Here is a 24,701-nt window from a genome sequence, read left to right on the forward strand (position 1 = left end):
GCGCGGCATCATGGCCGCGCCCTTTTCATATCAGGCAGCCGGCGGCACGTCGCTGGCGGCGATAAACGACAGTCTTTCGGATACTTCCGCGGTTTTTGCGATCTCATGCCAGATCCAGTCGCGAAAGGCCTTGATATGCGGGCGATCCTGCAACCCAAGGGGGCAGAGAAAGCGAAACTGTGCCTCAAGCGTGATGGCCAGCCTGTAGGGCGCGACGAGCCGGCCTTCGTGCAAATCCTCTACAACCAGGGCGCGTCTGCCCAGAACCACGCCGGCCCCCGCCAATGCCGCGTCGATGGCGTGGTCGGCCTGGGAAAACTGCACCCCGTGATCCGGCACGAAATCCACCCCGGCGGCCCGGAACCAACCCGCCCAGTCGCAGCTGCGGTCCAGGAAATCCAGCGATTCGTCAAACAGGATCGGTGCATGGCGCAGGTCTTCGGGGCGAGGATACCTGGCGGCAAGTTCCGGTGTCATGACCGGGGTCAGCCATTCGACCGCGAGGGGTTCGACAAAGAGGCCGGGATCGGGCGCATGCCCAAAGCGAATCGCCACGTCGACCTCGTCGCGCTCAAAGTCCATCACCCGCAGGCTGGCTGAGAATCGCAGGTCGATATCCGGATGGGCGCGCGCAAAGTCATAGAACCGAGGGGCCAGCCATTTTGCGGTAAAGGCCGGACCCGCGGTGACGGTCAGGGTCCGGTTGTCCTGTAGCCTTCGGGTCTGTACCCATGCGGATGTCAATGTCTGGAACCCCTGGGCCGCGCCGGGGGCAAGCATGCGGCCCGCCTCGGTCAGTTCGACCGCCCGGTTCAATCGCCGGAACAGCGGTTGTCCCAGATGATCCTCCAGCGACTTGATCTGAAAGGACAGCGCCGCAGGTGTCACGTTCAATTCCTTGGCGGCGCGGGCAAAAGACATGTGCCTGGCAGCGGCGTCAAAGGCGCGCAGGGCGGTCAGCGGAGGCAGTCGATCGGGCATGTACGGTTAAGTAAACCTAAATCGAAGCATAGGAAAGCCTCGTTTGTCGCGTTGTTGGGCTTTTCTCATAATGGAAGCAGAGTTAGATATTCTTGAGTCAAGAGAGCTCCGCCATGTTGGAAAGCACCACAAGCCCCGAAACCCGCCTCATCTTTCAGAGAGCGCATGAAGACCGCGCCCGCGTCTTTCTCGAAGCCTGGCGTCGGCTGATCCCGCGCCTCGGTCGGCGGGTGGCATGAAAAAAGGGGCCGGTTCCACGGAACCGGCCCCTGATTGGTGTAACGGTCGTTGCGGCCGGATCAGCCGAAGAACTGTGCGCCGTTTGCGGAAATCGTCGAGCCGTTGACGAAACCGGCATCATCAGAGGCAAGGAAGACAACGCAGCGTGCGATTTCTTCCGGTTCGCCAAGGCGACCTGCGGGGATCTGCGCGATGATGCTTTCGCGGACTTTTTCCGGAACCGCCATCACCATGTCGGTGCCGATATAGCCCGGGCAAACCGCGTTGGCGGTGATGCCGGCGCGCGCGCCTTCCTGTGCCAGCGAGCGGACGATGCCGATGTCACCCGCCTTGGTCGCGGCATAGTTGACCTGTGCGAACTGGCCTTTCTGACCATTGACCGAGCTGATCACGATCACGCGGCCGAACTTGCGTTCGCGCATGCCCGGCCAGATCGGGTGAACGGTGTTGAACACGCCGGTCAGGTTGGTGTCGACCACTTGCTGCCACTGTTCGGGCGACATCTTGTGGAACGGCGCGTCACGGGTGATGCCGGCGTTGGCGACCACGACGTCGATCGGGCCGAGGTCGGCTTCGACCTGTGCGATGCCCGCCTTGGACGATTCGTAATTGGCGACGTCCCACTTGTAGGTCTTGATGCCGGTTTCCTCGGTAAAGGCCGCAGCAGCGTCGTCATTGCCGGCATAGGTGGCGGCCACATTGTAGCCTTGGGCTTTCAGCGCCTTGGAAATTGCGGCGCCGATACCACGGCTGCCACCGGTGACGAGGGCGGTTCTGGACATGTTTGTCTCCTCCAAATTCAGGGGTTTGTTGGTTTGTTATGAATGTGTTTGCGGTTCACGGGGCGACGCTTGGTCACACCGTGAACCGGCTGTCGATCAGTCGCGTGCGACGCAGAGGGCGACACCCATGCCGCCACCGATGCAGAGGGTCGCGAGACCTTTCTTGGCGTCGCGGCGCTTCATTTCGAAGAGCAGGGTATTGAGCACCCGGCAGCCCGATGCGCCGATCGGGTGACCAATGGCAATCGCGCCGCCATTGACGTTGACGATCTCGGGGTTCCAGCCCATGTCCTTGTTCACGGCACAGGCCTGTGCGGCAAAGGCTTCGTTCGCTTCGACCAGGTCCAGATCCTCGGGGGACCAGCCGGCTTTTTCCAGCGCCTTGCGCGATGCATAGATCGGGCCAACACCCATGATCGACGGGTCAAGACCGGCGGTCGCATAGGACACGATCCGAGCCAGCGGCTCGATACCGCGCTTTTCGGCGTTCTCGGCGGACATCAGCAGGGTGGCCGCCGCACCGTCGTTCAGACCCGAAGCGTTGGCGGCGGTGACCGAGCCGTCCTTGGTAAAGGCGGGGCGCATCTTGGCCATGGCTTCGAGGTTGGCACCGTGGCGGATGTATTCGTCCTTGTCCATCACGATGTCGCCCTTGCGGGTCTTGATGGTGAAGGGCACGATTTCGTCGGCGAACTTGCCGGCCTTTTGCGCGGCTTCGGCCTTGTTCTGGCTGGCGACGGCGAACTGGTCCTGCTGCTCGCGCGAGATCTGCCATTTCTCGGCAACGTTCTCGGCGGTCTGGCCCATGTGATAGCCGTTGAACGCATCCCACAGCCCGTCGCGGATCATGGTGTCGATGTACTTCATGTCGCCCATCTTGTGACCGGCGCGCAGGCTGGCGGCGTGGGGCGACAGGGTCATGTTTTCCTGGCCGCCGGCGGCGACGATCTCGGCATCGCCAAGCTGGATGTGCTGGGCCCCGAGCGCCACGGCGCGCAGACCCGAGCCGCAGACCTGGTTGATGCCCCAGGCGGCGCTTTCCTGCGGCAGGCCGGCATTGATATGGGCCTGGCGGGCGGGGTTCTGGCCCTGCGCCGCGGTCAGCACCTGACCGAGGATGGTCTCGGACACCTCGGCCTTGTCGATCCCGGCGCGCTCGACCACGGCCTCGAGAACCGCGGCACCCAGATCATGGGCGGGCGTGTTGGCGAAAGAGCCCCCAAAACTGCCAACCCCGGTCCGTGCTGCAGATGCAATTACTACGTTCGTCATTTTCGCAAATCCTTTGCCAGCGTGCAGATATGAGGCTCATTGACGGCTGCAAAATGCAAGCGCAACCGGCGCGCGATTTCCCCACTTCCGCATCGGGACATAAAGGATTGACGCGGGGGCAGCAACTGACAGTGTGTCTCAGGTGGCGCTTGTCACGGCGCGCCGCGCATATCAGCGTCCCGCCTGGCTGTCGGCGGGCTGCGGGATCCAGGGTGGTCGCACGGTCGGAGCGCCGAACAGGTGCCCTTGCAGACAATCGACCCCGGCAGACACCAGAAATCCGGCGTCGGGTTTGCGTTCGACGCATCCGGCAATGACCAGCATGTCGAACTGTCTCGCGACGGCGATCAGGGCGCGCACGATGCTCTGGCTATCGGGATTGCCGGCAAGGCGGTGCATGAAGGGCCCGTTGAGCTTGACCGCGTCAAAGTAGAAGTCGTTCAGGTATTGCAGCACCAGCGCCCCGCTACCGAAATTGTCCAGGGCAAAGCCGATATTGCGATCCTGAAGATGGTCCATGAAATCGACGACAAGCTCGGGCATGCTCATCGCGGATTGTTCCGACATTTCAAGCACCAGCCGCTCGCCTACGGTTGCGTTCTGTTTCAGGTGCCGGTCGAGGATGCGCATCCAGCGCTTGTAGCCGACCGAACGCGCCGACATGTTCAGCGACAGGCGGATCGACGGGTTGGCGGCCAGCGTGCGCAGCCCGGTTTCCAGGGTTATGCAATCGATCTCGCGGCCCAGTTCCGTGGCCTCGATCGATGGCATGAAGGTGCGCGCGGGAATCACCCGCCCGCTGCGGTCGAGAACCCGGATGAGCCCTTCGTAGAACGCGGTCTTTCGCGGTGCGCGCGCCTGCATGACCGGTTGGAAGGCCAGCATCGTCTGCCCCGAGGCGACGGCGTTTTTCACCATGTCGAGCGTCTGCGAGTCGCGCGCGGCGATGACCGCGTCAACCGGGCTGTGGCCGCCTTCGGGAATGTCGGCTTTGATCCTGCGGCGTCTCGACATGGAATCCTCCTGGCTGGTGAACGGGTCATGACCGCGCATGAGGCGGCATCGACAGAATTCGCCGCCTTCGTGAAAAACGCCTTAAACCTCGCTTTTTCCGAGAATCTGGTTCAAATCCCCTGAAACCAGGAGGGGAGGCTGCGATGGAACGTTGTGGATGGGCCGGGCCGGACCAGATTTACAAGGAATATCACGACACTGATTGGGGCGTGCCGGAATATGACAGCCGTGCGCTGTGGGAGAAATTGATACTGGATGGCTTTCAGGCCGGGCTGAGTTGGCTGACAATACTTAAAAAGCGCGAGAATTTTCGCGCGGCGTTCCACGGGTTCGATCCGAACATCATCGCCGGCTGGGGCGAGGACGAGGTTCAGCGCCTGCTCGGAGATGCGGGTATCATCCGCCACCGCGGCAAGATCGAGGCAACAATCGGCAACGCGCGCGCCTGGCAGAAAATCGAGCAGGAGCAGGGCTTTGATCGGTTTCTATGGGGATATGTCGGGGGCAGGCCGTTACAGAACCGCTGGCAAAGCCTGGGTGAGGTTCCCGCCCAGACACCGCTTTCGGTGCAGATTTCGAAAGATCTGAAAAAGGCCGGGTTCCGCTTTTGTGGCCCCACCATCGTTTATGCCTTTATGCAGGCGGTTGGCATGGTCAACGATCACCTGGTGACCTGCCCGCGACATGCGCAGGTGGCCCGGATGGTCGTTGACAGGGGGCGGGCCTGATCCCGTCTGGCCGGTCCGAAAACGCGCCGCCTCAGCCTTGCGGTGCCGCGCCCAGAAGCGCGGCAAGAATGGCCCTTGCGCTGTCCGAGTTCCAGTCGGCGTCGCCTTGCAAGCGGGCGATTTCATTGCCGTCGGGGTCGATCAACACGGTGATCGGCAGACCCAGAACCGCCATGTCGCGGGCCACGGCCTGTCGCGGGTCCTGGTGGCGGGGCAGGTTGGCGACGCCGATCTCGTCAAAGAACTTCTGGATACCCACCGGCGAGTTGCGCCCGGTGGCCAGTGTCACGACCTCGAAGTCATCGCCGCCGAACGTGTCCTGAAGCGCCGAAAGCATGGGCATTTCCTTGCGGCAGGGGGCGCACCACGTCGCCCAGAAGTTCAGCAGCACATACTTGCCGCGATAGTCGGCAAGCGAGCCGTCGCCGGCACCATCGGCCAGGGTGAAGCTCAGCTCGGAAACCGGCTTGGGGTCGGCATGAAACACCAGCTTTTTCATGTCGCCCTCGCGCAGGCCCTCAAGCGCGGCGGTGTCCGCGATGGCGATGTTTGCACAGAGCGCAAGGGCCGTATAAACGATCCCGACCAACAGTTTTCTCATGTCCCCTCCGAAGGGTTTCCAAATAATGACCGATACGACCTCGAACCAGATGTGGGGTGGCCGCTTTGCCGCCGGACCGGACGCGATCATGGAGGCGATCAATGCCTCGATCGGGTTCGACAAGCGGATGGCGGCGCAGGACATTGCCGGGTCGCGGGCCCATGCCGCGATGCTGGCGGCGACGGGCGTGATCAGCGATAACGATGCGGCGGCCATTCGGGAAGGGCTGCTCACCGTATTGTCAGAGATCGAGGCCGGAACCTTTGAATATTCCACCGCGCTCGAAGACATCCACATGAATGTCGAGGCGCGGCTGAAACAGATCATCGGAGAGCCGGCGGGCCGCCTGCATACCGGGCGCTCGCGCAACGATCAGGTGGCAACCGATTTCAAACTCTGGGTCCGTGACCAGCTGGATGCGGCAGAGTCCGGTTTGCAGGCGCTGATCAATGCCTTGCTGGCGCAGGCCGAGGCGGGGGCGGATTGGGTCATGCCGGGCTTTACCCACCTGCAAACCGCACAGCCGGTGACATGGGGACATCACATGATGGCCTATGTGGAAATGTTCGGGCGCGACCTGTCGCGGGTGCGCGATGCGCGCAGCCGGATGAACGAATCCCCGCTTGGGGCGGCGGCCCTTGCGGGCACCAGTTTCCCCATCGATCGCGACATGACCGCGGCGGCGCTTGGGTTTGACCGTCCTTCGGCGAATTCCCTCGATGCGGTCAGCGACCGGGATTTTGCGCTCGAATTCCTGTCGGTGGCGTCGATTTCCGCCGTGCATCTCAGCCGGATGGCCGAAGAGCTGGTGATCTGGTCCTCGGCCCAGTTCCGCTTTGTGACCCTGTCCGACCGGTTCTCGACCGGTTCATCCATCATGCCGCAAAAGAAAAATCCCGATGCGGCGGAATTGATCCGCGCCAAGATCGGACGGATTTTTGGTGCCAACACGGCGCTGATGATGGTGATGAAGGGGCTGCCGCTGGCCTATTCCAAGGACATGCAGGAAGACAAGGAACAGGTGTTTGACGCCGCCGACAACTGGATGCTGGCGCTGGCCGCGATGGAAGGGATGGTGCGGGACATGACCGCCAACCGCGAATCGCTGGCCACTGCGGCGGGGTCGGGGTTCTCGACCGCGACCGACCTTGCCGATTGGCTGGTGCGGGTGCTGGGCCTGCCATTCCGCGATGCGCATCACATCACCGGTTCGTTGGTCGCCCTGGCCGAGCAACGAGGCTGTGACCTGCCCGAGCTCGATCTTGCCGACATGCAGGCGGTGCATGCGGATATCACCCAGGATGTCTTTGGTGTCCTTGGCGTCGAAAATTCGGTAAACTCGCGCATGTCCTATGGTGGAACCGCGCCCGCGCAGGTCCGGGTTCAGATCGAACGGTGGAAGGCAAAGTCATGATGAAACCCTGTCTTGCCGGTCTTTGTGTGCTGCTGCTCGTGGGCTGCGGCGTGGATGGCGAACCAACGCCGCCGCCCCCCAAGGCCAAGAAGGAAACCGGCATTCGTGTCTCGGGCGAGGCCCGCGCCGGGATCAGCATCACGCGCAATGCGCACGGTTTGACAGGGCTGCACACGGGGCTTGCCCCGGCAGTGTCGGAGTAGCGGGGCAGGGAATGCGTATGCTGGGGTCCTCTCTGCTGGTGCTTCTGTTGCTGGCAGGTTGTGACCCCGATCCGCCGCCGGTGGGGCCGGATGGCAAGCTGATTGTTCAGCCGCCACCGCCAGCCAGGGCGCAGCCGGCGGTCAATGTCGGGATCGGCGTCGGTTCCGGCGGCGGGGCCCATGGCGGGGTCGGCATTGCACAGGGGCCGTTCTCGGTGTTTCTCGGGTTCTGAACGTGGCGTACCGCGCGGCGGCCCGGGGGCGTGCCCCGGCGTTTGATATGGATTGATCCCGGCGCGGGTTTTGCTATGAGGCCGACATGGATCATTTTCTCTACAAGGACGGCGCCCTTCACGCCGAGGACGTGCCGGTGAGCGAGATCGCTGCCGCCGTCGGAACCCCGTTCTACCTCTATTCCACCGCGACGCTGCTGCGCCATTACGCGTTGTTTGACGAGGCGTTGGAGGGCACCGACCACCTGGTCTGCTATGCGATGAAGGCGGCGGGGAACCAGGCGATCCTCAAGACCTTGGCCCAGGCGGGGGCCGGGATGGACGTGGTCTCGGTCGGCGAGTACCTGCGGGCCCGCGCCGCCGGGGTGCCGGGGGACAAGATCGTGTTTTCCGGCGTTGGCAAGACCGCCGATGAAATGCGCACGGCGCTTGAGGGCGGCATCCGCCAGTTCAACGTCGAATCCGAACCGGAACTAGCGGCGTTGAACGCCGTGGCACTGTCGCTGGGCAAGGTCGCGCCGATCACCATCCGGGTCAATCCGGATGTCGATGCCAAGACACACGCCAAGATCGCCACCGGCAAATCCGAGAACAAGTTCGGTATCCCGATCGCCCGCGCGCGCGATGTCTATGCGCTTGCAGCCGGCATGAAGGGCATCGAGATTGTCGGCATCGACGTGCATATCGGCAGCCAGCTCACCGATCTGGCGCCATTTGAACAGGCCTATGGGCTGGTTGCCGAGCTCACCGAAACCCTGCGGGCGGATGGTCATGACATCCGGCGTCTGGACCTGGGCGGCGGCCTGGGCATCCCCTACGCGCGCAGCAACCAGGCACCGCCGCTGCCGCTGGAATATGGCGCGATGATCAAGCGCACGCTTGGCCATCTGGGCTGCGAGATCGAGATCGAACCGGGTCGTCTGATTGCGGGCAATGCCGGCATCATGGTCAGCAAGGTGATCTATCTGAAATCCGGCGAAGGCCGCGATTTCCTGATCGTGGACGGGGCGATGAACGACCTGATCCGCCCGGCCATGTATGACGCGCATCATGATATCGTGCCGGTGCTCGAGCCCGAGGCCGGGATCGAGCAGCAGCCCTATGACATTGTCGGCCCGGTCTGCGAGAGCGGCGACACGTTTGCCAAACAGCGCGATCTGCCGCCGCTGGCGGCAGGTGATCTGATCGCGTTCCGCAGCGCCGGGGCCTATGGCGCGGTGATGGCCAGCGAATACAACGCGCGACCCCTGATCCCCGAGGTGCTGGTGAAGGGCGATCAATTTGCGGTCATCCGTCCAAGACCGACCTTTGACGAAATGATAAATCGCGATACCATCCCCGAGTGGCTTTGACGCAATCCGGCGCTCTGGCCATTCGGAGACCCTGATGGCCAGACCAGCACTTCCCCCGGTCCTGCATTCGGTGCGCCTGCCGCTGGAGATGACGCGCGCCGGGATGCTGGCCGAACGGGTGCTGCGCTGTTTCTGGCCCCTGATCAGCGTTGTCCTTCTGGTGCTGGCGCTCTTGATGCTCGGGATACAGGACCTTGTTCCGATCGAGGCGGTCTGGACCTGTGGCGCGGTTGCCATTCTGGCGGCTGGCGCGGCGGTGTTTTACGGCACGCGGCGGTTTCACTGGCCGGGGCGGGCCGAGGCGCTGGCCCGGCTGGACGAAACCCTGCCGGGGCGACCGATCCGGGCCTTGCTTGACGAACAGGCCATCGGCGCGAATGATACACAATCGGCGGCACTCTGGCGTGCCCACCAGGCGCGGATGGCGGATCGCGCCGCGATGGCGCGGGCTCCGGCACCAGATTTGAAACTCGCCCGCCGGGATCCTTTCGCGCTGCGCTATGTGGCGCTGTTGGCGTTCCTGGTGGCGCTGCTGTTCGGCTCTGTCTGGCGGGTCGGCAGTGTCGCCGAGATGACACCGGGCGGCGGGGAACTGGCCAGTGGACCGTCCTGGGAAGGCTGGATTGAGCCGCCACGCTATACCGGCAAACCGACGCTCTACCTCAATGACCAGGCCGGCAGCAGCTTGCGCGTGCCACAGGGCAGCAGGATCACCCTGCGGTTTTATGGCGAGATCGGCGCACTGAGCCTTGCGGAAACCGTGTCCGGCAATTCGGTCCAGGAGGGGGCCGGGGCCGACCCGGTGCAGGATTTCATCGTCAACCGCGACGGCATGATCGAGATCGCGGGCAGCGGAGGGCAGAGTTGGCAGGTTGCCATCATCGCTGACACGCCGCCCCAGATCACCATCGCGGGCGTCGCCGAGGCCGAGGCCACCGGGGAAATGACGCTGCCCTTTACCGCCAGCGACGATTACGGCGTGGTTGCCGGTCAGGCGGTGATCGCGCTTGATGTCGCGGCGGTGGATCGCCGCTACGGGCTCGCCGCCGATCCCGAGCCGCGAGAGGCGGTGGTTGTTCCCCTGCCGATGCCGATCGCGGGCGATCGCCGGATGTTCACCGAAACGCTGATCGAGGATTTCTCGAAACATCCCTTTGCCAACCTGCCGGTCACGGTCCGGCTGTCGGCGGAGGACGCGGCGGGGCATGTCACCAACATCGCGCCGTCGCCGATGATCTTGCCGGCCCGCCGGTTCTTTGATCCGCTGGCGGCGGCGGTGATCGAACAGCGCCGCGATCTGTTGTGGACCCGTGGGAATGCGCCGCGCGTGGCGCAGGTGCTGCGGGCGATATCGCACCGGCCGGACGCGGTGTTTCGTTCGGAAACCGCCTATCTGCGGCTGCGCGTGATCCTGCGCCGTCTGGAAACATTTGCGGCCTATGGACTCAAGACCGAGCAGCAGGAGGAGCTTTCCGAAGCGCTCTGGGATCTGGCGGTGCTGCTGGAAGAGGGCGATCTGAGCGATGCGTTGGAACGGCTGCGCCGGGCGCAGGAGCGGCTGAGCGAGGCGATGAAAAACGGCGCGAGCGATCAGGAAATCGCCGAACTGATGCAGGAACTGCGCGAGGCCACCAACGAATACATGCGCCAATTGTCGCGCCAGGCCCAGCAGGAGGGCGAACAGGGCCAACAGGGACAGCCCTCGGAAAACGCCATGCAGATGACCCAGGATGATCTGCAACGGATGATGGACCGCATCCAGGAACTGATGGAGCAGGGCCGCATGGCCGAGGCCGAGCAGGCGTTGCAGGAATTGCAACAGATGATGGAGAACATGCGTGTCGCGCAAGGACAGGGTCAGGGCGGCCAGTCCGAGGGGCAGCAGGCGATGGAGGGGCTTGCCGAAACCCTGCGCGAGCAACAGGGGCTGAGCGATCAGGCCTTTCGCGATTTGCAGGAACAGTTCAACCCGGGGGCGCAGGCGGGGGAAAGCCAGGGCAACCAGGGCCGCAACGGCGGCCAGGGCCAGGGCCAGAGCCACGAGGGCCAGGGCGGGCAGGGTGACGGAACACAGGGCGAGCAACCAGACGGGCAGGGCACGCTGGCGGACCGGCAACAGGCGCTGCGCGATGAGCTGCGCCGCCAGCAGGGTAATCTGCCCGGTGCCGGCACCCCCGAGGGCGACGCCGCGCGCGAGGCGCTGGACCGGGCCGGGCGCGCCATGGATGGCGCGGAACAATCCCTGCGGCAGGACGATTACGCCGATGCGATCGACCGGCAGTCCGAGGCGATGGAAGCGCTGCGCGAAGGGATGCGCGCCCTTGGCGAGGCAATGGCGCAGCAACAGGGCCAGCCGGGGCAGGGCACCACCCAGGGTGACATGGAGGCACAGAACCGCGATCCCCTCGGGCGCGAGAGCGGGTCGAACGGATCGCTCGGGACGCCCGAGAACCTGTTGCAGGGCGAAGACGTCTATCGGCGTGCGCGCGAATTGCTGGACGAAATCCGCCGCCGCTCGGGCGAGGGCGACCGCCCCGAAGTCGAGCGCAACTATCTTCAGCGGCTACTCGAGCGGTTCTGATCCACCTGATATGTACTGGTTGAGCAGGGCGTCGAGCCAGACTCGCCCTTGGTCGACCTTGGCGACATAGACCTTCATGTAGGGCGCGGCCTGCGGCACCGCGTCACTGATCGTGCGGGCATTGACATAGGCCAGCACCAGCAGCGCGGCCAGCAGCACGGTCAGCGTGATGCCCCGCATGAACCCGGCATTGCCGCGCTTGCTGGGGGTATATTCGAAATCTTCGTAAACCGACTGCTCCGGCGCGCGCAGGGTTGAATTGATCTCGTCGGCGTTCGGCAGTTTGCCGCTCAGCGGTTCGTCCGCGCCTTGCGCCGTGCCCGTGTCGCGCAATTCGTCGCCCCGCATCCGCGCCATGCGTGCCCGGGCTTTGCGAACGCTGTCCGGGGCGTCGGCGTCATCGCGGGCCGGCGCGGCTGTCCGGTCCGATGTCGCGGCGGCACGTTCGCGGTCGCGCAGGCGGGATTCGCGCTCGGCCTCCTGTTGCAGGATGGCGCTGACATTGGGATCGAGTTTGCGCCTGGGCGGGGCCGGTGGCGTGTCCGTGCCGTCGGCGGGATCGTCATCCAGAAACGACGCCGCCGAGGCGCGCAGGTCGGGTTCGCTACGCAGCAGCGGATCGGGATGGGCAAAGAACCAGGAGGTGTTGCAACTCGAGCATTGAACGTCGCGGCCCTGTGGAGGGATCACCTTGTCGGGCACTTCGTACTGAGCGCCACAATTCGGGCATGTAAGACGCATGCTGCCCCTCCGGTCCTGTTACTGCCTGCTGGATTATCCTTGTGCCGCAACCTTATGCGTTTCGGCAAGGGTTCGCAAAGGGCGAATTTCCAGCACTCAAAGCCCCCGAAACATGGCGAATCGGCATGGCATTGAAACTGTCCCGAGGGTAAGGCACAAGGCGGCAATTGACAGGAGAAAGAGCGTGATCGAGCTTGAGCAGGTGGGATTCGACTATGGTGGGGGCGCGCTCTTTGGCGATGTATCCTTGTCCCTCCCGGCCGGGTCCTTTCACTTTCTGACCGGACCTTCGGGGTCGGGCAAGACGACGTTTCTGAAACTCTGCTACGGCGCGCTCAACCCGACCAAGGGACGGGTCCGCGCCTTCGATGACGACATCGCCGCGGCAACGCGGGACGACATGGCCACGCTGCGCCGCCGCATCGGCGTTGTGCACCAGGATTGCCGGTTTCTCGATCACCTGCCCGTGGCCGACAATGTTGCCCTGCCGCTGACCGTGGCCGGGCGCGACCTGGCGGGGGAACAGCAGAACCTGACCGATCTGCTGGGCTGGGTCGGGCTGTCGGGGCGCGCCGATGCCTATCCTGCCGAATTGTCGGGCGGTGAACGGCAACGGGCGGCGCTTGCCCGGGCGGTTATCCTGTCGCCGGACGTGATCATCGCGGACGAGCCGACAGGCAATATCGACTGGGACATGTCGCAGCGCCTGCTGCGGCTGCTGGTGGATTTGAACAGCATGGGCAAGACCGTGCTGATTGCCAGCCATGACCTGTCGCTGATCCGCGCCGCCAAGTCCGAGGTTCAGGCCCGGGTACTGCGCATTTCCAACAAACAGGTGCAATCGGCGGGGGCGGATCTGTGACCATTCGTAACATTCTCGACCTGCTGACCGGCGACGCGCGCAGCGACCGGGTTGTCCCGCCCAGCCGGATCACCACGCACCTGACCCTGTTTGCCGCCGCCGCAATGGGCTTTCTGGCGGTGTTCGCGCTGGCGATGGCAATGACCGCGAGCCGCGTTGCCGACCGCTGGTCCGGTGACCTGTCCCAGAGTGCGACCCTGCGCATTTCCGGCGATGCCGAACAGCGCGAGGCACGGACGGCGGCGGTGCTCGACATCCTTGGCGAAACGCCGGGCATTGCCAGTGCCCGCCCGCTGCGGCCCGAGGAACAGGCGGCGCTGCTGGCGCCGTGGCTGGGCGATGATCTGCCGCTTGGCGAGTTGCCGTTGCCCCAGCTGATCGACGTGGTTGCCGACAGGCCGGGCTATGACACCGATGCGCTGCAACAGCGGCTCAGTGACGAGGTTCCCGGCGCGATCCTTGACGATCACAGCGGCTGGCGCGCGCCGATCGTGGACGCGGCGCGGGGGCTGCGGCGACTGGGCATGATCTCGTTGCTGCTGATTGTCGGCACCATGGCCGCGACGGTGACGCTTGCGGCACGCGCGACATTGGCGGCCAATGCGCAGGTGGTCGAGGTGCTGCGCCTGGTCGGGGCCGAGGACCGCTTTGTCGCGGCGGCCTTTGTGCGCCGCCTGACCCTGCGGGCGCTTGCCGGGTCGGGGGCGGGCGTGGTGCTTGGCGTGCTGGCGGTTTTGCTGTTACCGTCGGGCGGTGAAACCCAGGGGTTCCTGGCCGAGATCGGTTTCCGCGGTTTCGGCTGGCTTGCGCCGCTGGTGGTTCCGGTTGTGACCGTGGCAGTGGCATTTGCCGCGGCGGGGGTCGCGGCGCGGCAGAAACTGGCGGAGTTCAGCTGATGATCCATGCAATGCAATGGCTGCGGTCCCTTGTTTTCATCATCGTGATCTATTTCTGGATGGCGGTGCTGGGCATCCTGTTCACGCCATACGCGATCCTGTCCAAACGCGGTGCCCTGCGCGCCTGCAAGATCTATGCCCGCTCGACGCTGGTGCTGACCCGCTGGATGGTTGGCATCCGGGGCGAGGTGCGCGGCGCGGTGCCATCGGGCGAGGTGATGGTCGCGGCCAAGCACCAGTCCTTTCTCGACATTCTGCTGATTTTTGACGCGGTGCCGCACGCCAAGTTCATCATGAAACGCGAATTACTGTGGACCCCGTTCATCGGGCTCTATGCCAAGCGGCTGGGCTGTGTTCCGGTCGACCGGGGCCGGCGCGGTGCCGCCGTGGCCAAGATGGTGCAGGACGTGGCGCAGGAGTTCAACGATCCGGGACAGCTCATCATCTATCCGCAAGGCACCCGTGTCGCGCCCGGTGTCCGGAAACCCTACAAGGTCGGCAGCGGCGTGCTCTACAAGGAATTGGGCCAGCCCTGTGTGCCGGTGGCCACCAATGTCGGGCTGTTCTGGCCACGCAAGGGGATCATGCGCAAACCGGGGCTGGCCATTGTCGAGTTCCTCGACCCGATTGAACCCGGACTGGATCGCAACGATTTCATGCGCAGACTTGAAGACCGTGTGGAAACACGGTCTGATGCATTGATGCGGGAAGCGGGGTTCGATCCGGATGGAGCAGATTGACAGCATAGCGGCGCTTGAGGCGCTATACGGCAGCCCCAGCGAACCCGCCCTGCGCAAGGTCGCCCGGCGCATGACGCCGAGCTATCGCAAATGGATCATGGCCTCGCGGATGTGCGTTCTGTCCACGGTCGGCCAGGACGGCACCGATGCCAGCCCCCGTGGCGATGACGGGCCGGTGGTACAGGAGCTTGATCCCGGCACCCTGGCCATGCCCGACTGGCATGGCAACAACCGCTTGGATTCGCTGCGCAATATCGTGACGGATGGGCGCGTATCGCTGATGTTCATGGTGTCCGGGTCGAACACTGTCATTCGGGTCAACGGCACTGCCCGGCTGACCGCAGATGCGGAACTGTGCCGCCGTTTCGACCGCAAGGGACGCTTGCCCAAGACGGTGATCGTCATCGCGATTGACGAGATCTATTGCCAATGTTCGCGCGCCCTGTTGCGGGCGGGGCTCTGGCAGCGGGACGATCGCGCGGGGCTGCCGACGATTGGCGACATCCTGGCCGAAATGACCAATGACGAAATTGACGGCGCCGAATACGATCGTGCCTGGATGGGTCGCGCGACACAGACCCTGTGGTAGCGTCGCGTATCCGGCGATGAGAGGAGCCTGACATGCAGCGTGTTCGATTGGCGCAGCCAAAGGATGCCACCCGGTGTTCTGAAATCGAAGCGGCGGCTTATGCCGCCCAGGAGGCAGCCCCGTTCGAACGGATTGCCGACCGCATCGCCACCTATCCGCAAGGGTTTCTCGTGCTGGAACAGGATGGCGCGATCCGGGGTTTCATCAATAGCGGTTGCGCCCACGAGGTCGACATGGCCGATGATGATTTCAAGGCATTGTCCGGGCATGATCCGGATGCGCCCAACGTGGTGATCCTGTCTGTTGCGGTTGACCCGGTTTGTCAGGGCAAGGGGCTGGCCCGTGCCCTGATGCAGGCCTTTGTGAGCCACATGGCGGATGCGGGCAAGGCCAGCATCCATCTCATGTGCAAAACGCATTACGTTCCGATGTACGAGAAGCTTGGCTATCGCTATGCCCGCAGATCGGAGTCGCGATATGCGGGCGCAGACTGGCACGAAATGGATATGCAGCTCTAGCCGCGCATCAGGCGGCGATTGCACCGATGCGGCGGACCTTGTGGGTCCATTTCTCGATCAGGCCGGGTTTCGGGTGGCTGGCCCCGGCAAACCAGGTGATGCGGGTGGGCTTGAACCCGACGAAACCGAGTATCTGCCCCCTGAGCTGCCAGATCAGCGCGCGCCGATACAGCAGCCGCATCACCCAGCCGGGCGTGTCGGAGGTGAGGATCACCCGCGCGGTGCGCCCCGTCAACATCGGTGCAGGCATGCCAGAAAGCCCGGTGTTCCTGGTGTCAAAGGTTCGTCCCGGCAGGAAAGTCCGGTCGATGAGCCCCTTGAGCCGCGCCGGCAACCCGCCCCACCACATCGGCGTGGCGATGACCAGGTGGTCGCTCCACTCGATGTCGTTCAGCACCTGTTGCAGATCGGGCTCCAAGGGTTTGTAATTATCGTAGTTTCCCTGCCCGAAATCGTCGTCAAAGGCGAGGTCCTTGAGGTTTGCGATCCGCACCTCATGCCCGCTCGCACGGGCCGCCGTGGCATAGGTTTCGGCGAACCGGCGGGACAGGCTGGTGTCGCCGGGATGTCCGTTCAGGATGAAAATCTTCTTTGCGGGCATGGTAGCCTCCTAAAAATGACCGTGGTCACTTATGGGTCAAATAACTGACCACGGTCAATATGAATTTGACCATGGTCAGAATATTTGCGAACAAGAGGCATGAGCAAACCCATCCAAAAACGCACGCTCAAGACCCGCGCCCGGCTGATCGAAGTCGCGCAGGATCTTGTGAAATCAGACGGTTACGAGGCCTTGCGAGTCGAAGATGTGGTGTCGGGGGCCGGCGTGGCAAAGGGCACGTTTTTTGCCCATTTCAAGGACAAGGATGCCTTGATGGAGCGGCTGATCGGGGCGGAACTGGCGGCGCGGCTTGATCGGGCCGAGGCGGGTGCCCCGCCCGATTCGGTGGAAACGCTGATCGCGGCGCTGCGGCCCTATCATCGGTTCATGACATCCGAACGCTATGTCTTTGACCTGATCCTGCGCTATTCCGGGGCGGCGGCGATAGCCGAGATCGGGCCGATCGCGCAGTGTTTTGAGCGGTATTTCACGCTTGTTCTGGGCTGGGCCGGTGCCGGTGCCTACCGGCGGGACATCTCGGCGGAACTGCTCGCCGAAGGGGTGCAGGCGTTTTCCGTACAGGCGATGTCGCTGCAATTCTGTGCCCTGCACCGGGCGCAGGATTTCGAAGAGCGGCTGAAGCTCTATCTGGACGCCTGGATGACCCCGGCGGCCTGAACCGCCGGGGCACATTGTCAGCTGTGGATCGGGCCGTCACCGCAGGCCAGCGCCGCTTCGCGTACGGCTTCGGAATAGGTCGGGTGCGCATGGCAGGTCATGGCGAGGTCTTCAGCCGAAGCGCCGAACTCCATCGCGACACAGATCTCGTGGATCAGGTCGCCGGCACCGGGGCCGATGATATGCGCCCCGAGAATGCGGTCGGTGTCTTTGTCGGCGATGATCTTGACGAAACCATCGGCGGCGAAATTGGCCTTGGCGCGGCCATTGCCCATGAACATGAACTTGCCGACCTTGTAGGCGCGGCCCGAGGCTTTGACCGCCTCTTCGGTTTCGCCGACATTCGCGACTTCGGGCCAGGTATAGATCACGCCCGGGATCACGCCATAATTCACGTGCCCATGCTTGCCCGCGACCTGTTCGGCGGCGGCCATGCCTTCGTCTTCGGCCTTGTGCGCCAGCATCGGGCCTTCAATACAGTCACCGATGGCATAGATACCGGGAACGTCCGTTTGCCAATCCTTGCCGACCTTGATCTGTCCACGTTCGGTGCGCCCGACCCCCAACGCGTCGAGACCAAGCCCGTCGACAAAGGGTTTGCGGCCCGTGGCAACCAGAACGACATCGGCGTCCAGCACATGTTCGCTGTCATCCTTGCGCAGCTTGTAATGCACCTTGGCCTTGGTCTTGGTGGCTTCGGTTTTCTGCACCGCCGCGCCCATGATGAAGTTGAGACCCTGTTTCTTGAGTATCCGTTGGAAGGTTTTTTGAACGTCGCCATCCATGCCGGGGGTGATGGCGTCGAGGAACTCGACGACGGTGACCTCGGCTCCGAGACGTGCATAGACGCTGCCCAGTTCCAGGCCGATCACGCCGGCACCGATAACCACCATCTTCTTGGGGATCTTGCCGAGTTCCAGCGCGCCAGTGGAGGTCACGACCACCTTTTCATCGATCTCGACACCGGGCAGCGAGGAAGGTTCGGAACCCGAGGCGATGATGATGTTCTTGGCTGTGTGGACTTCGTCGCCGACCTTGACCTTGCCTGCCTCGGGGATCGAGCCCCAGCCCTTGAGCCAGTCGATCTTGTTCTTCTTGAACAGGAATTCGACGCCCTTGGTGTTGGTGTCGATCACGTCCTGTTTGTAGGTCTGCATCTGTTTCCAGTCGACGCTGGGCGATTTGCCCTTGAGGCCCATGGTGGCAAAGTTGTGTTCGGCCTCGTGCAGTTGGTGGCTGGCGTGCAGCAGCGCCTTGGACGGGATGCAGCCGACGTTAAGGCAAGTGCCGCCCAGGGTTTCGCGGCCTTCGACACAGGCGGTCTTGAGACCGAGCTGCGCGCAGCGGATGGCGCAGACATAGCCGCCGGGGCCGGCGCCGATGATGATCACGTCGTAATTAGCCATGGGAAGGATCCTTTGTTGTGAGCGGGGCAGGGGCGCTGCCCCTCGGTGCATTCTGCACCTCACCCCGGAGTATTTCGTCAAAGATGAAGGTCATGTCAGGGAGGCCAGCAGCATCAGGGCGGTGGCGATGAGGCCGATCATCCAGATCACCGAGCGCCAGGGGCTCAGGCCGAGGGCATAGGCGGGGACATAGAGGATGCGGGCCAGAAGGTAGGTCCAGGCGCAGGCCGCGGTAAAGGCCGTGGATTGGTTGGTCAGAGCGATGGTCACGCAGGGGATGGTGAAGAGGATCAGACCCTCGAAATGATTGTTCATTGCCCGTTGGAGGCGGCCCGCCGTGCCGGTGAGGTTGATCGGCGCATCGCGGGGACCGAGCGCGGTTTCGGGTCCGACCTGGCGGTTGGCGGTGATCGAATAGGCTGCGAATTGCAAGACTTGCAGCAGGGCAGCGAGGGTGAGGGCGGTGAGTTCGGGGGTCATGCCAATCGTTCGCTCATAGTGATAGATAGGCGAGAACCAGTCCCGCCAGCGCGATGGCTAAACTGGTGATCGTTGCCCAATTACGAACAACGAAGTCGCCGAAGTTGCGTGCCAAATTGGAAGTCCAGTGCCGCCGAGTTGTGAAAATTACGACCCTGGGACTGCTATCTACCACGGTTTCACCATGCCACCAGTTCCTGATCCGCGAGCGCAGGTTCAGGGGGGGTGTTGGCGGCATGGCGATACCTATCCAGCTTACAGATCCATCAACAGCCGGCGCGGGTCTTCCAGCGCGTCTTTCACGCGTACGAGGAAGGTCACGGCGCCTTTGCCGTCGACGATGCGGTGGTCGTAGCTGAGCGCGAGGTACATCATCGGGCGGGCGACGATTTCGCCGTTGATCACCATCGGGCGTTGCTGGATCTTGTGCATGCCGAGGATGCCCGATTGCGGCGGGTTCAGGATCGGCGAGGACATCAGCGAGCCGTAGACGCCGCCGTTGGACAGCGTGAAAGTGCCGCCCTGCATTTCCGCCATCGAGAGTTTGCCGTCGCGGGCGCGTTTGCCTTTTTCGGAGATGGCCTTTTCAATCTCGGCAAAGGACATGCTGTCGGCGTCACGGATCACCGGCACGACGAGGCCGGTCGGGGTGCCGGCGGCGACGCCCATATGGACGAAGTTCTTGTAGACGATCTCGTTGCCGTCGATTTCGGCATTGACCTCGGGCACTTCCTTCAGGGCATGGCAGCAGGCCTTGGTGAAGAAGGACATGAAGCCGAGCCGGACGCCGTGTTTCTTTTCAAATTCGTCCTTGTACTGGCTGCGCAGGGCCATCACCTCGGTCATGTCCACCTCGTTATAGGTGGTGAGCATGGCGGCGGTGTTCTGGCTGTCCTTGAGACGCTTGGCGATGGTCTGGCGCAGGCGGGTCATCTTGACCCGTTCCTCGCGCGCGGCGTCATCGGCGGGCACGGGCGCGCGCGGTGTGGAGGCGGGGGCGGTTGCGACGGGGGCCGGGGCGGAGGCCGCGGCGGCGACGGCGCGGGCCACATCGTCTTTCATCACGCGGCCATCACGGCCGGTTCCGGGGACCTGATCGCGCGAGATGCCGGCCTCGGCCATCGCCTTCTTGGCGCTCGGGGCGTCCTCGATATCGGCCTTGCCGGAGGCGGCGGGGGCGGCTGCGGGTGCCTGGGTGGTCGCGGCGGGGGCGACGGTGCCACCGGCCGCACCGCTGATCACGGCGAGCTTGGCGGAGGCGTCCACGGTGGAGCCTTCGGGGGCGGTGATCTCGGCCAGAACGCCGGCGGCGGGCGAGGGAACCTCGACACTCACCTTGTCGGTTTCCAGTTCGCAGAGCATTTCATCCTGCGCCACCGTGTCTCCGACGGCCTTGAACCAGGTGCTGACCGTGGCTTCGGTGACGGATTCCCCCAGGGTGGGCACCATGACGTCGGTGGTGCCGCCGGTTGCCGATGCGCCGCTGCTTGCGGCGGGGGTGGCGGGTTTCTCGTCGGCGGTTGCGGCGCCCGCACCTTCCACGATGGTGGCCAGCAGGGCGTCGACGCCAACGGTATCACCTTCGGCGGCGATGATTTCGCCCATGGTCCCGGCAGAGGGGCTCGGGACCTCGACAGTGACCTTGTCGGTCTCCAGCTCGCACAGCATTTCGTCGACCGCTACCGCATCGCCGGGTTTCTTGAACCAGGTGGCAACGGTCGCCTCGGTCACGGATTCGCCCAGCGTCGGGACGCGTACTTCGGTTGTCATGACTTACTTTCCTTCGATGGTCAGCGCTTCGTTCACGAGCGCGTCTTGTTGGGCTTTGTGTTGGCTGGCGAGCCCGGTTGCGGGCGAGGCCGAGGTTGCACGGCCGGCATAGAGCGGACGTTTATGCTTGGCGTTGATGCGGTTCAGGACCCATTCGATATTGGGTTCGATAAAGGTCCAGGCCCCCTGGTTCTTGGGTTCTTCCTGGCACCAGACCATCTCGGCACCCTTGAACCGTTCCAGCTCCTTGACCAGCGAGATCGCCGGGAAGGGATAGAACTGTTCGATGCGGATCAGATAGATGTCGTCGATGCCACGGGCGTCGCGTTCCTCGAGCAGGTCGTAATACACCTTGCCCGAGCACATCACCACGCGCTTGATCTTCTTGTCGGCGACCAGCTTGGTATCCGAGTTGCCTTTTTCCGCATCGTCCCAGAGCACCCGGTGAAAGCTCGACCCGGTGGTGAAATCCTCGGCGCTGGAAATGGCCAGTTTGTGCCGCAGCAGCGATTTCGGCGTCATCAGGATCAGCGGCTTGCGGAAGCTGCGGTGAATCTGGCGGCGCAGGATGTGGAAATAGTTGGCCGGTGTCGAGCAATTGGCGACGATCCAGTTGTCCTGGCCGCACATTTGCAGGAACCGTTCAAGCCGGGCAGAGCTGTGTTCGGGGCCCTGTCCTTCGTAGCCATGCGGCAGCAGGCAGACCAGGCCGGACATGCGCAGCCATTTGCTTTCGCCCGAGCTGACGAACTGGTCGAACATGATCTGGGCCCCGTTGGCAAAATCGCCGAACTGTGCCTCCCAAAGGACAAGCGCGTTGGGTTCGGCCAGCGAATAGCCATATTCAAAGCCCAGCACCGCGTATTCGCTGAGCATCGAGTCGATGACCTCGTATTGCGATTGGCCCGCGCGGATGTTGTTCAGCGGATAATAGCGCTCTTCGGTCTCCTGGTTGACGAAACCGGAATGGCGCTGGCTGAAGGTGCCGCGCGTGGCGTCCTGTCCGGCCAGCCGCACCGGGTAGCCTTCGGTGAGCAGCGAGCCATAGGCCAGCGCCTCGCCAGTCGCCCAGTCGATGCCCTTGCCGGTGGCGAACATCTCTTTCTTGCTGTCCAGCAGGCGGGTGACGGTCCGGTGCAGCGGAAAGCCATCGGGCGCACGGGTCAGCGCACCACCGATCTCTTGCAGCGTATCGGGCGAAATCGCGGTCTCGCCGCGCACGTATTCCTCGCCATGCTTGTCGATATGCGACCAGCGCCCGTCAAGCCAGTCGGCCTTGTTGGGTTTGAAATCCTTGCCGGCTTCGAACTCTTCGTTCAGATGCGCCTGGAACGCGGCTTTCATGTCCTCGATCTCGCCCTCGGGGATCAGACCGTCCTTGACCAGCCGCTCGGTATAGAGGCTGAGCGTGGTCTTGTGGGTCTTGATCCGCTTGTACATGATCGGGTTGGTGAACATGGGCTCGTCGCCCTCGTTATGCCCGAACCGGCGATAACAGAAAATGTCGACCACCACGTCCTTGCCGAATTTCTGGCGGAACTCGGTCGCGACCTTGGCGGCGTGGACAACCGCCTCGGGGTCATCGCCGTTGACGTGAAAGATCGGTGCTTCCACCATCAGGGCAATGTCGGTCGGATAGGGCGAACTGCGGCTGAAATGCGGCGCGGTGGTAAAGCCGATCTGGTTGTTCACCACGATATGCATGGTGCCGCCGGTCTTGTGCCCCTTGAGCCCCGACAGGCCAAAGCACTCGGCAACCACGCCCTGGCCGGCAAAGGCGGCATCCCCATGCAGCAGGATGGGCAGCACCGAAGTGCGGTCGTGGTCGTTGTTCTGGTCCTGCTTGGCGCGGGCCTTGCCCAGAACCACGGGGTTGACCGCTTCGAGGTGGCTGGGGTTGGCGGTCAGCGACAGGTGAACCGAGTTGCCGTCGAACTCGCGGTCGCTCGATGCGCCCAGGTGGTATTTCACATCGCCCGAACCATCGACATCCTCTGGCTTGAAGCTGCCGCCCTGGAATTCGTTGAAAATCGCGCGATAGGGTTTCTGCAATACGTTGGCCAGCACCGACAGACGCCCCCGGTGCGGCATGCCGACGATGATGTCCCTGACCCCAAGCGCACCGCCGCGCTTGATGATCTGCTCCATCGCCGGGATCAGGCTTTCGCCCCCATCAAGGCCAAAGCGTTTGGTGCCCATGTACTTGACATGCAAGAACTTTTCAAAGCCCTCGGCTTCGACCATCTTGTTCAGGATTGCCTTGCGCCCCTCGCGGGTAAAACGGATTTCCTTATCGAACCCTTCGATCCGCTCCTTGAGCCAGGCTGCCTCTTCGGGGTTCGAGATATGCATGTATTGCAGCGCGAAAGTGCCGCAATAGGTGCGTTTCACGATCGCGATGATCTGGCGCATGCTGGCGATTTGCAGGCCCAGCACGTTGTCGATGAAGATCGGCCGGTCCATGTCGGCCTCGGCAAAGCCATAGGTCTTGGGATCAAGCTCGGGATGCACGGTCTGATCACGCATGCCCAGCGGGTCGAGATCGGCCACCAGGTGGCCCCGGATTCGATAGGCCCGGATCAGCATCAGCGCCCGGATACTGTCGAGCACGGCGCGCTTGACCTGCTCTTCGCTGACCTCGACACCGGCGGCGGCGGCCTTTTCGGCGATCTTCTTGCCCGCGGCCTTGGATTCGGCAGCAGGATATTCGCCGGTCAGCGCGCCGGTCAGGTCGTCATTGGGCATCGGCGGCCAGTCGCTGCGCGACCAGGAGGGCCCGCGCGCATCGGCCTTGACGTCGATCTCGGTATCCCCGAGCTGGGCGAAAAAGGCCGCCCATGCCTCGTCGACCGCGTTCGGGTCGTTGGCATACTGGGCATAAAGCTGCTCCAGATAGGCCGCGTTATGCCCCTGCATGAAGGACGAGGCATGAAACTGGTCGTTGGGGGAGTGCTCGGTCATGGTTTTACCTCATATGGGTTGGGACCGTATTTATTGGTTTCAGGCTGGCTGGGCCGGCTGAGCCAGAACAGTACGACAAGGGGCGAGATCAGCAGCACGATCAGCGTCGGGAGCAGGATCAGCAACGTGGCACCGGTCAGCAGACGATCCATGGTGCCGCCGTGGAAATGACTGGCCGCGCCGATCCCAAAGACCAGCACGGCAAAGGCACCCGCCGCCAGCAGCGTCGGCAACAGCACCAACCAGCCGCTGCGCCCGGTGTCGTGCATCCGCCGCCACGCCGCCGCCAGATGCGGCAGGAAAGTGGCGAGCGCGACGATGGATTGCACCGGCTGAGACGACCGCGCCACCGTGGCGCTGGCGGTTTCGCTGCTGATGCTGGTGACCGAGGTGAAAAACGCCCAGTCGAGCGCCGCCGCCACAAGGCTGAGCAGCAGCAGGAACAGGAAAAAATACCAGTATTCCGCCCGCGCGGCCCGGCCCGAGAAGCTCACGTATTTTGAGAAGCAGGTTTTGACCGCCGCGGCAAAGGTCATGTCGCAACCTCATTTTGGTTCAGGCAGTATTTGTTGCTGCTGGGCTGGGATGGCAACATCAATTGCCCCATCGTGTTCGAAAAGAACATCATTGTGAGACCAAGCATCAACAGCGCCAAAATTGACATCACGGCGACCATGAACTTGCCAAGCAGAAACACCGACGTATAAAACGCGACAAATCCGACCGTGTTGGAGAAAGTCGCAGCGCCGATGATCAACAGGCACAGGCCAAAGGCCGCCATCGGTTTGAGCGGGTCAAGCATAAGAACGCCAGATTGCCCCGTATCATGCAGTCTGCGCACCCCGGCGGATGTGACCGGAATATAGAACAGGGCGATCAGGATACAGACCCCGATCCAGTCCCGCCCGTGGGGCAAGATCGCAACCGCGAGCCAGATGGCACCGGCCAGCAAGCTGGTCGCGACAAACAGAAAACCAAAGTAACGTGCACGAGGTGTCCGGCCCTTGAAATCAAGAGACCGGAGCAGTTCGAACCAGAATGCACGCATAACCGGCATT

25 protein-coding genes and 1 pseudogene are annotated in these 24,701 nt (G+C 63.3%); 12 read left to right on the forward strand and 14 right to left on the reverse strand.

From position 1 onward, the window contains the following. Window positions 1–30: 30 nt before the first annotated feature. From ACP15R_RS08045 to ACP15R_RS08060, 4 genes are all read right to left on the reverse strand, one after another. Window positions 31–981 (reverse strand): transcriptional regulator GcvA, encoded by a 951-nt coding sequence (locus ACP15R_RS08045; protein ID WP_424985885.1) that lies wholly within the window; start codon window positions 979–981, stop codon window positions 31–33. A 299-nt stretch (window positions 982–1,280) separates the two neighbouring features. Further along, window positions 1,281–2,003: an acetoacetyl-CoA reductase gene (gene phbB, locus ACP15R_RS08050; protein ID WP_424985886.1), complete on the reverse strand. Its 723-nt coding sequence runs from the start codon at window positions 2,001–2,003 to the stop codon at window positions 1,281–1,283. A gap of 96 nt (window positions 2,004–2,099) precedes the next feature. Further along, complete coding sequence (locus tag ACP15R_RS08055) at window positions 2,100–3,275, reverse strand: acetyl-CoA C-acetyltransferase (RefSeq protein ID WP_424985887.1); 1,176 nt, start codon at window positions 3,273–3,275, stop codon at window positions 2,100–2,102. Between the two features lie 171 nt (window positions 3,276–3,446). Then, the gene (locus tag ACP15R_RS08060; protein ID WP_424985888.1) at window positions 3,447–4,289 is read right to left on the reverse strand and encodes an EAL domain-containing protein; all 843 of its coding nucleotides are present in this window, start codon (window positions 4,287–4,289) and stop codon (window positions 3,447–3,449) included. Between the two features lie 143 nt (window positions 4,290–4,432). Between ACP15R_RS08060 and ACP15R_RS08065 the strand changes: the two genes are divergently transcribed. Next, window positions 4,433–5,017, forward strand: a complete 585-nt coding sequence (locus ACP15R_RS08065; protein WP_424985889.1) for a DNA-3-methyladenine glycosylase I — start codon at window positions 4,433–4,435, stop codon at window positions 5,015–5,017. A 31-nt stretch (window positions 5,018–5,048) separates the two neighbouring features. Here the strand turns inward: ACP15R_RS08065 and ACP15R_RS08070 are convergent, their stop codons facing one another. Next, window positions 5,049–5,618: a TlpA family protein disulfide reductase gene (locus tag ACP15R_RS08070; protein WP_424985890.1), complete on the reverse strand. Its 570-nt coding sequence runs from the start codon at window positions 5,616–5,618 to the stop codon at window positions 5,049–5,051. Window positions 5,619–5,643: 25 nt separating this feature from the next. On the opposite strand from ACP15R_RS08070, the gene argH reads away from it, so the two are divergent. The 5 genes from argH to ACP15R_RS08095 all read left to right on the forward strand — a co-directional run bounded on the left by argH (window position 5,644) and on the right by ACP15R_RS08095 (window position 11,401). Continuing rightward, window positions 5,644–7,032: an argininosuccinate lyase gene (gene argH / locus ACP15R_RS08075; RefSeq protein WP_424985891.1), complete on the forward strand. Its 1,389-nt coding sequence runs from the start codon at window positions 5,644–5,646 to the stop codon at window positions 7,030–7,032. Next, window positions 7,029–7,235: a hypothetical protein gene (locus tag ACP15R_RS08080; RefSeq protein WP_424985892.1), complete on the forward strand. Its 207-nt coding sequence runs from the start codon at window positions 7,029–7,031 to the stop codon at window positions 7,233–7,235. The genes argH and ACP15R_RS08080 overlap by 4 nt, the downstream gene beginning before the upstream one ends. Before the next feature lie 17 nt (window positions 7,236–7,252). After that, window positions 7,253–7,468 (forward strand): hypothetical protein, encoded by a 216-nt coding sequence (locus tag ACP15R_RS08085; RefSeq protein WP_424985893.1) that lies wholly within the window; start codon window positions 7,253–7,255, stop codon window positions 7,466–7,468. Between the two features lie 86 nt (window positions 7,469–7,554). Next, window positions 7,555–8,820 (forward strand): diaminopimelate decarboxylase, encoded by a 1,266-nt coding sequence (gene lysA / locus ACP15R_RS08090; protein ID WP_424985894.1) that lies wholly within the window; start codon window positions 7,555–7,557, stop codon window positions 8,818–8,820. Window positions 8,821–8,854: 34 nt separating this feature from the next. Further along, entirely contained in the window at window positions 8,855–11,401 is a 2,547-nt protein-coding gene (locus tag ACP15R_RS08095) for a TIGR02302 family protein (protein WP_424985895.1), read from the forward strand. Here ACP15R_RS08095 and ACP15R_RS08100 read toward each other — a convergent pair. Then, on the reverse strand, window positions 11,384–12,142 hold the full coding sequence (locus tag ACP15R_RS08100; RefSeq protein ID WP_424985896.1) for a zinc-ribbon domain-containing protein: 759 nt from the start codon (window positions 12,140–12,142) through the stop codon (window positions 11,384–11,386). The two genes, ACP15R_RS08095 and ACP15R_RS08100, sit on opposite strands and share 18 nt — an antisense overlap. Before the next feature lie 184 nt (window positions 12,143–12,326). Between ACP15R_RS08100 and ACP15R_RS08105 the strand changes: the two genes are divergently transcribed. From ACP15R_RS08105 to ACP15R_RS08125, 5 genes are read left to right on the forward strand one after another with little or no spacing between them, the layout of a single operon-like run. Next, window positions 12,327–13,004, forward strand: coding sequence for a cell division ATP-binding protein FtsE (locus ACP15R_RS08105; RefSeq protein ID WP_424985897.1), 678 nt, complete (start codon window positions 12,327–12,329; stop codon window positions 13,002–13,004). Further along, window positions 13,001–13,900 (forward strand): cell division protein FtsX, encoded by a 900-nt coding sequence (locus ACP15R_RS08110; RefSeq protein WP_424985898.1) that lies wholly within the window; start codon window positions 13,001–13,003, stop codon window positions 13,898–13,900. The genes ACP15R_RS08105 and ACP15R_RS08110 overlap by 4 nt, the downstream gene beginning before the upstream one ends. Then, a complete protein-coding gene (locus ACP15R_RS08115; protein WP_424985899.1) occupies window positions 13,900–14,640 on the forward strand; it encodes a lysophospholipid acyltransferase family protein in 741 nt (246 codons plus the stop codon). The genes ACP15R_RS08110 and ACP15R_RS08115 overlap by 1 nt, the downstream gene beginning before the upstream one ends. Then, window positions 14,627–15,229: a pyridoxamine 5'-phosphate oxidase family protein gene (locus ACP15R_RS08120; protein ID WP_424985900.1), complete on the forward strand. Its 603-nt coding sequence runs from the start codon at window positions 14,627–14,629 to the stop codon at window positions 15,227–15,229. The genes ACP15R_RS08115 and ACP15R_RS08120 overlap by 14 nt, the downstream gene beginning before the upstream one ends. 32 nt (window positions 15,230–15,261) lie before the next feature. Next, window positions 15,262–15,747: a GNAT family N-acetyltransferase gene (locus ACP15R_RS08125; RefSeq protein ID WP_424985901.1), complete on the forward strand. Its 486-nt coding sequence runs from the start codon at window positions 15,262–15,264 to the stop codon at window positions 15,745–15,747. A 7-nt stretch (window positions 15,748–15,754) separates the two neighbouring features. Here the strand turns inward: ACP15R_RS08125 and ACP15R_RS08130 are convergent, their stop codons facing one another. Next, window positions 15,755–16,348 carry an NAD(P)H-dependent oxidoreductase gene (locus ACP15R_RS08130; RefSeq protein ID WP_424985902.1) on the reverse strand — a complete coding sequence of 198 codons (594 nt, stop codon included), beginning with the start codon at window positions 16,346–16,348 and terminating at the stop codon, window positions 15,755–15,757. Window positions 16,349–16,447: 99 nt separating this feature from the next. Between ACP15R_RS08130 and ACP15R_RS08135 the strand changes: the two genes are divergently transcribed. After that, complete coding sequence (locus tag ACP15R_RS08135; RefSeq protein WP_424985903.1) at window positions 16,448–17,026, forward strand: TetR/AcrR family transcriptional regulator; 579 nt, start codon at window positions 16,448–16,450, stop codon at window positions 17,024–17,026. 17 nt (window positions 17,027–17,043) lie between these two features. On the opposite strand, the gene lpdA is transcribed toward ACP15R_RS08135, so the two are convergent. From lpdA to ACP15R_RS08170, 7 genes and pseudogenes are all read right to left on the reverse strand, one after another. Then, on the reverse strand, window positions 17,044–18,432 hold the full coding sequence (lpdA, locus tag ACP15R_RS08140) for a dihydrolipoyl dehydrogenase (RefSeq protein ID WP_424985904.1): 1,389 nt from the start codon (window positions 18,430–18,432) through the stop codon (window positions 17,044–17,046). A gap of 90 nt (window positions 18,433–18,522) precedes the next feature. Then, on the reverse strand, window positions 18,523–18,912 hold the full coding sequence (locus ACP15R_RS08145) for an MAPEG family protein (RefSeq protein ID WP_424985905.1): 390 nt from the start codon (window positions 18,910–18,912) through the stop codon (window positions 18,523–18,525). 255 nt (window positions 18,913–19,167) lie between these two features. After that, the gene (gene odhB, locus ACP15R_RS08150; RefSeq protein ID WP_424986370.1) at window positions 19,168–20,361 is read right to left on the reverse strand and encodes a 2-oxoglutarate dehydrogenase complex dihydrolipoyllysine-residue succinyltransferase; all 1,194 of its coding nucleotides are present in this window, start codon (window positions 20,359–20,361) and stop codon (window positions 19,168–19,170) included. 105 nt (window positions 20,362–20,466) lie between these two features. Then, window positions 20,467–20,682 (reverse strand): annotated as a pseudogene (locus ACP15R_RS08155) (biotin/lipoyl-containing protein); the annotation flags it as partial. 3 nt (window positions 20,683–20,685) lie between these two features. Further along, a complete protein-coding gene (locus ACP15R_RS08160) occupies window positions 20,686–23,643 on the reverse strand; it encodes a 2-oxoglutarate dehydrogenase E1 component (protein ID WP_424985906.1) in 2,958 nt (985 codons plus the stop codon). Then, a complete protein-coding gene (locus ACP15R_RS08165) occupies window positions 23,640–24,179 on the reverse strand; it encodes a DUF805 domain-containing protein (RefSeq protein WP_424985907.1) in 540 nt (179 codons plus the stop codon). The genes ACP15R_RS08160 and ACP15R_RS08165 overlap by 4 nt, the downstream gene beginning before the upstream one ends. Further along, entirely contained in the window at window positions 24,176–24,700 is a 525-nt protein-coding gene (locus ACP15R_RS08170; RefSeq protein WP_424985908.1) for a DUF805 domain-containing protein, read from the reverse strand. The genes ACP15R_RS08165 and ACP15R_RS08170 overlap by 4 nt, the downstream gene beginning before the upstream one ends. Between the last annotated feature and the right edge of the window lies 1 nt (window position 24,701).

This window comes from Microbulbifer sp. S227A, from assembly GCF_049800935.1.

Bases quoted from the DNA above. Each gene is read 5' to 3' on its own strand.
- ACP15R_RS08045 (WP_424985885.1), bottom strand. From the start codon at position 981: ATGCCCGATCGACTGCCTCCGCTGACCGCCCTGCGCGCCTTTGACGCC.
- phbB (WP_424985886.1), bottom strand. From the start codon at position 2,003: ATGTCCAGAACCGCCCTCGTCACCGGTGGCAGCCGTGGTATCGGCGCC.
- ACP15R_RS08055 (WP_424985887.1), bottom strand. From the start codon at position 3,275: ATGACGAACGTAGTAATTGCATCTGCAGCACGGACCGGGGTTGGCAGT.
- ACP15R_RS08060 (WP_424985888.1), bottom strand. From the start codon at position 4,289: ATGTCGAGACGCCGCAGGATCAAAGCCGACATTCCCGAAGGCGGCCAC.
- ACP15R_RS08065 (WP_424985889.1), top strand. From the start codon at position 4,433: ATGGAACGTTGTGGATGGGCCGGGCCGGACCAGATTTACAAGGAATAT.
- ACP15R_RS08070 (WP_424985890.1), bottom strand. From the start codon at position 5,618: ATGAGAAAACTGTTGGTCGGGATCGTTTATACGGCCCTTGCGCTCTGT.
- argH (WP_424985891.1), top strand. From the start codon at position 5,644: ATGACCGATACGACCTCGAACCAGATGTGGGGTGGCCGCTTTGCCGCC.
- ACP15R_RS08080 (WP_424985892.1), top strand. From the start codon at position 7,029: ATGATGAAACCCTGTCTTGCCGGTCTTTGTGTGCTGCTGCTCGTGGGC.
- ACP15R_RS08085 (WP_424985893.1), top strand. From the start codon at position 7,253: ATGCTGGGGTCCTCTCTGCTGGTGCTTCTGTTGCTGGCAGGTTGTGAC.
- lysA (WP_424985894.1), top strand. From the start codon at position 7,555: ATGGATCATTTTCTCTACAAGGACGGCGCCCTTCACGCCGAGGACGTG.
- ACP15R_RS08095 (WP_424985895.1), top strand. From the start codon at position 8,855: ATGGCCAGACCAGCACTTCCCCCGGTCCTGCATTCGGTGCGCCTGCCG.
- ACP15R_RS08100 (WP_424985896.1), bottom strand. From the start codon at position 12,142: ATGCGTCTTACATGCCCGAATTGTGGCGCTCAGTACGAAGTGCCCGAC.
- ACP15R_RS08115 (WP_424985899.1), top strand. From the start codon at position 13,900: ATGATCCATGCAATGCAATGGCTGCGGTCCCTTGTTTTCATCATCGTG.
- ACP15R_RS08120 (WP_424985900.1), top strand. From the start codon at position 14,627: ATGGAGCAGATTGACAGCATAGCGGCGCTTGAGGCGCTATACGGCAGC.
- ACP15R_RS08125 (WP_424985901.1), top strand. From the start codon at position 15,262: ATGCAGCGTGTTCGATTGGCGCAGCCAAAGGATGCCACCCGGTGTTCT.
- ACP15R_RS08130 (WP_424985902.1), bottom strand. From the start codon at position 16,348: ATGCCCGCAAAGAAGATTTTCATCCTGAACGGACATCCCGGCGACACC.
- ACP15R_RS08135 (WP_424985903.1), top strand. From the start codon at position 16,448: ATGAGCAAACCCATCCAAAAACGCACGCTCAAGACCCGCGCCCGGCTG.
- lpdA (WP_424985904.1), bottom strand. From the start codon at position 18,432: ATGGCTAATTACGACGTGATCATCATCGGCGCCGGCCCCGGCGGCTAT.
- ACP15R_RS08145 (WP_424985905.1), bottom strand. From the start codon at position 18,912: ATGACCCCCGAACTCACCGCCCTCACCCTCGCTGCCCTGCTGCAAGTC.
- odhB (WP_424986370.1), bottom strand. From the start codon at position 20,361: ATGGTGCCCACCCTGGGGGAATCCGTCACCGAAGCCACGGTCAGCACC.
- ACP15R_RS08160 (WP_424985906.1), bottom strand. From the start codon at position 23,643: ATGACCGAGCACTCCCCCAACGACCAGTTTCATGCCTCGTCCTTCATG.
- ACP15R_RS08165 (WP_424985907.1), bottom strand. From the start codon at position 24,179: ATGACCTTTGCCGCGGCGGTCAAAACCTGCTTCTCAAAATACGTGAGC.
- ACP15R_RS08170 (WP_424985908.1), bottom strand. From the start codon at position 24,700: ATGCCGGTTATGCGTGCATTCTGGTTCGAACTGCTCCGGTCTCTTGAT.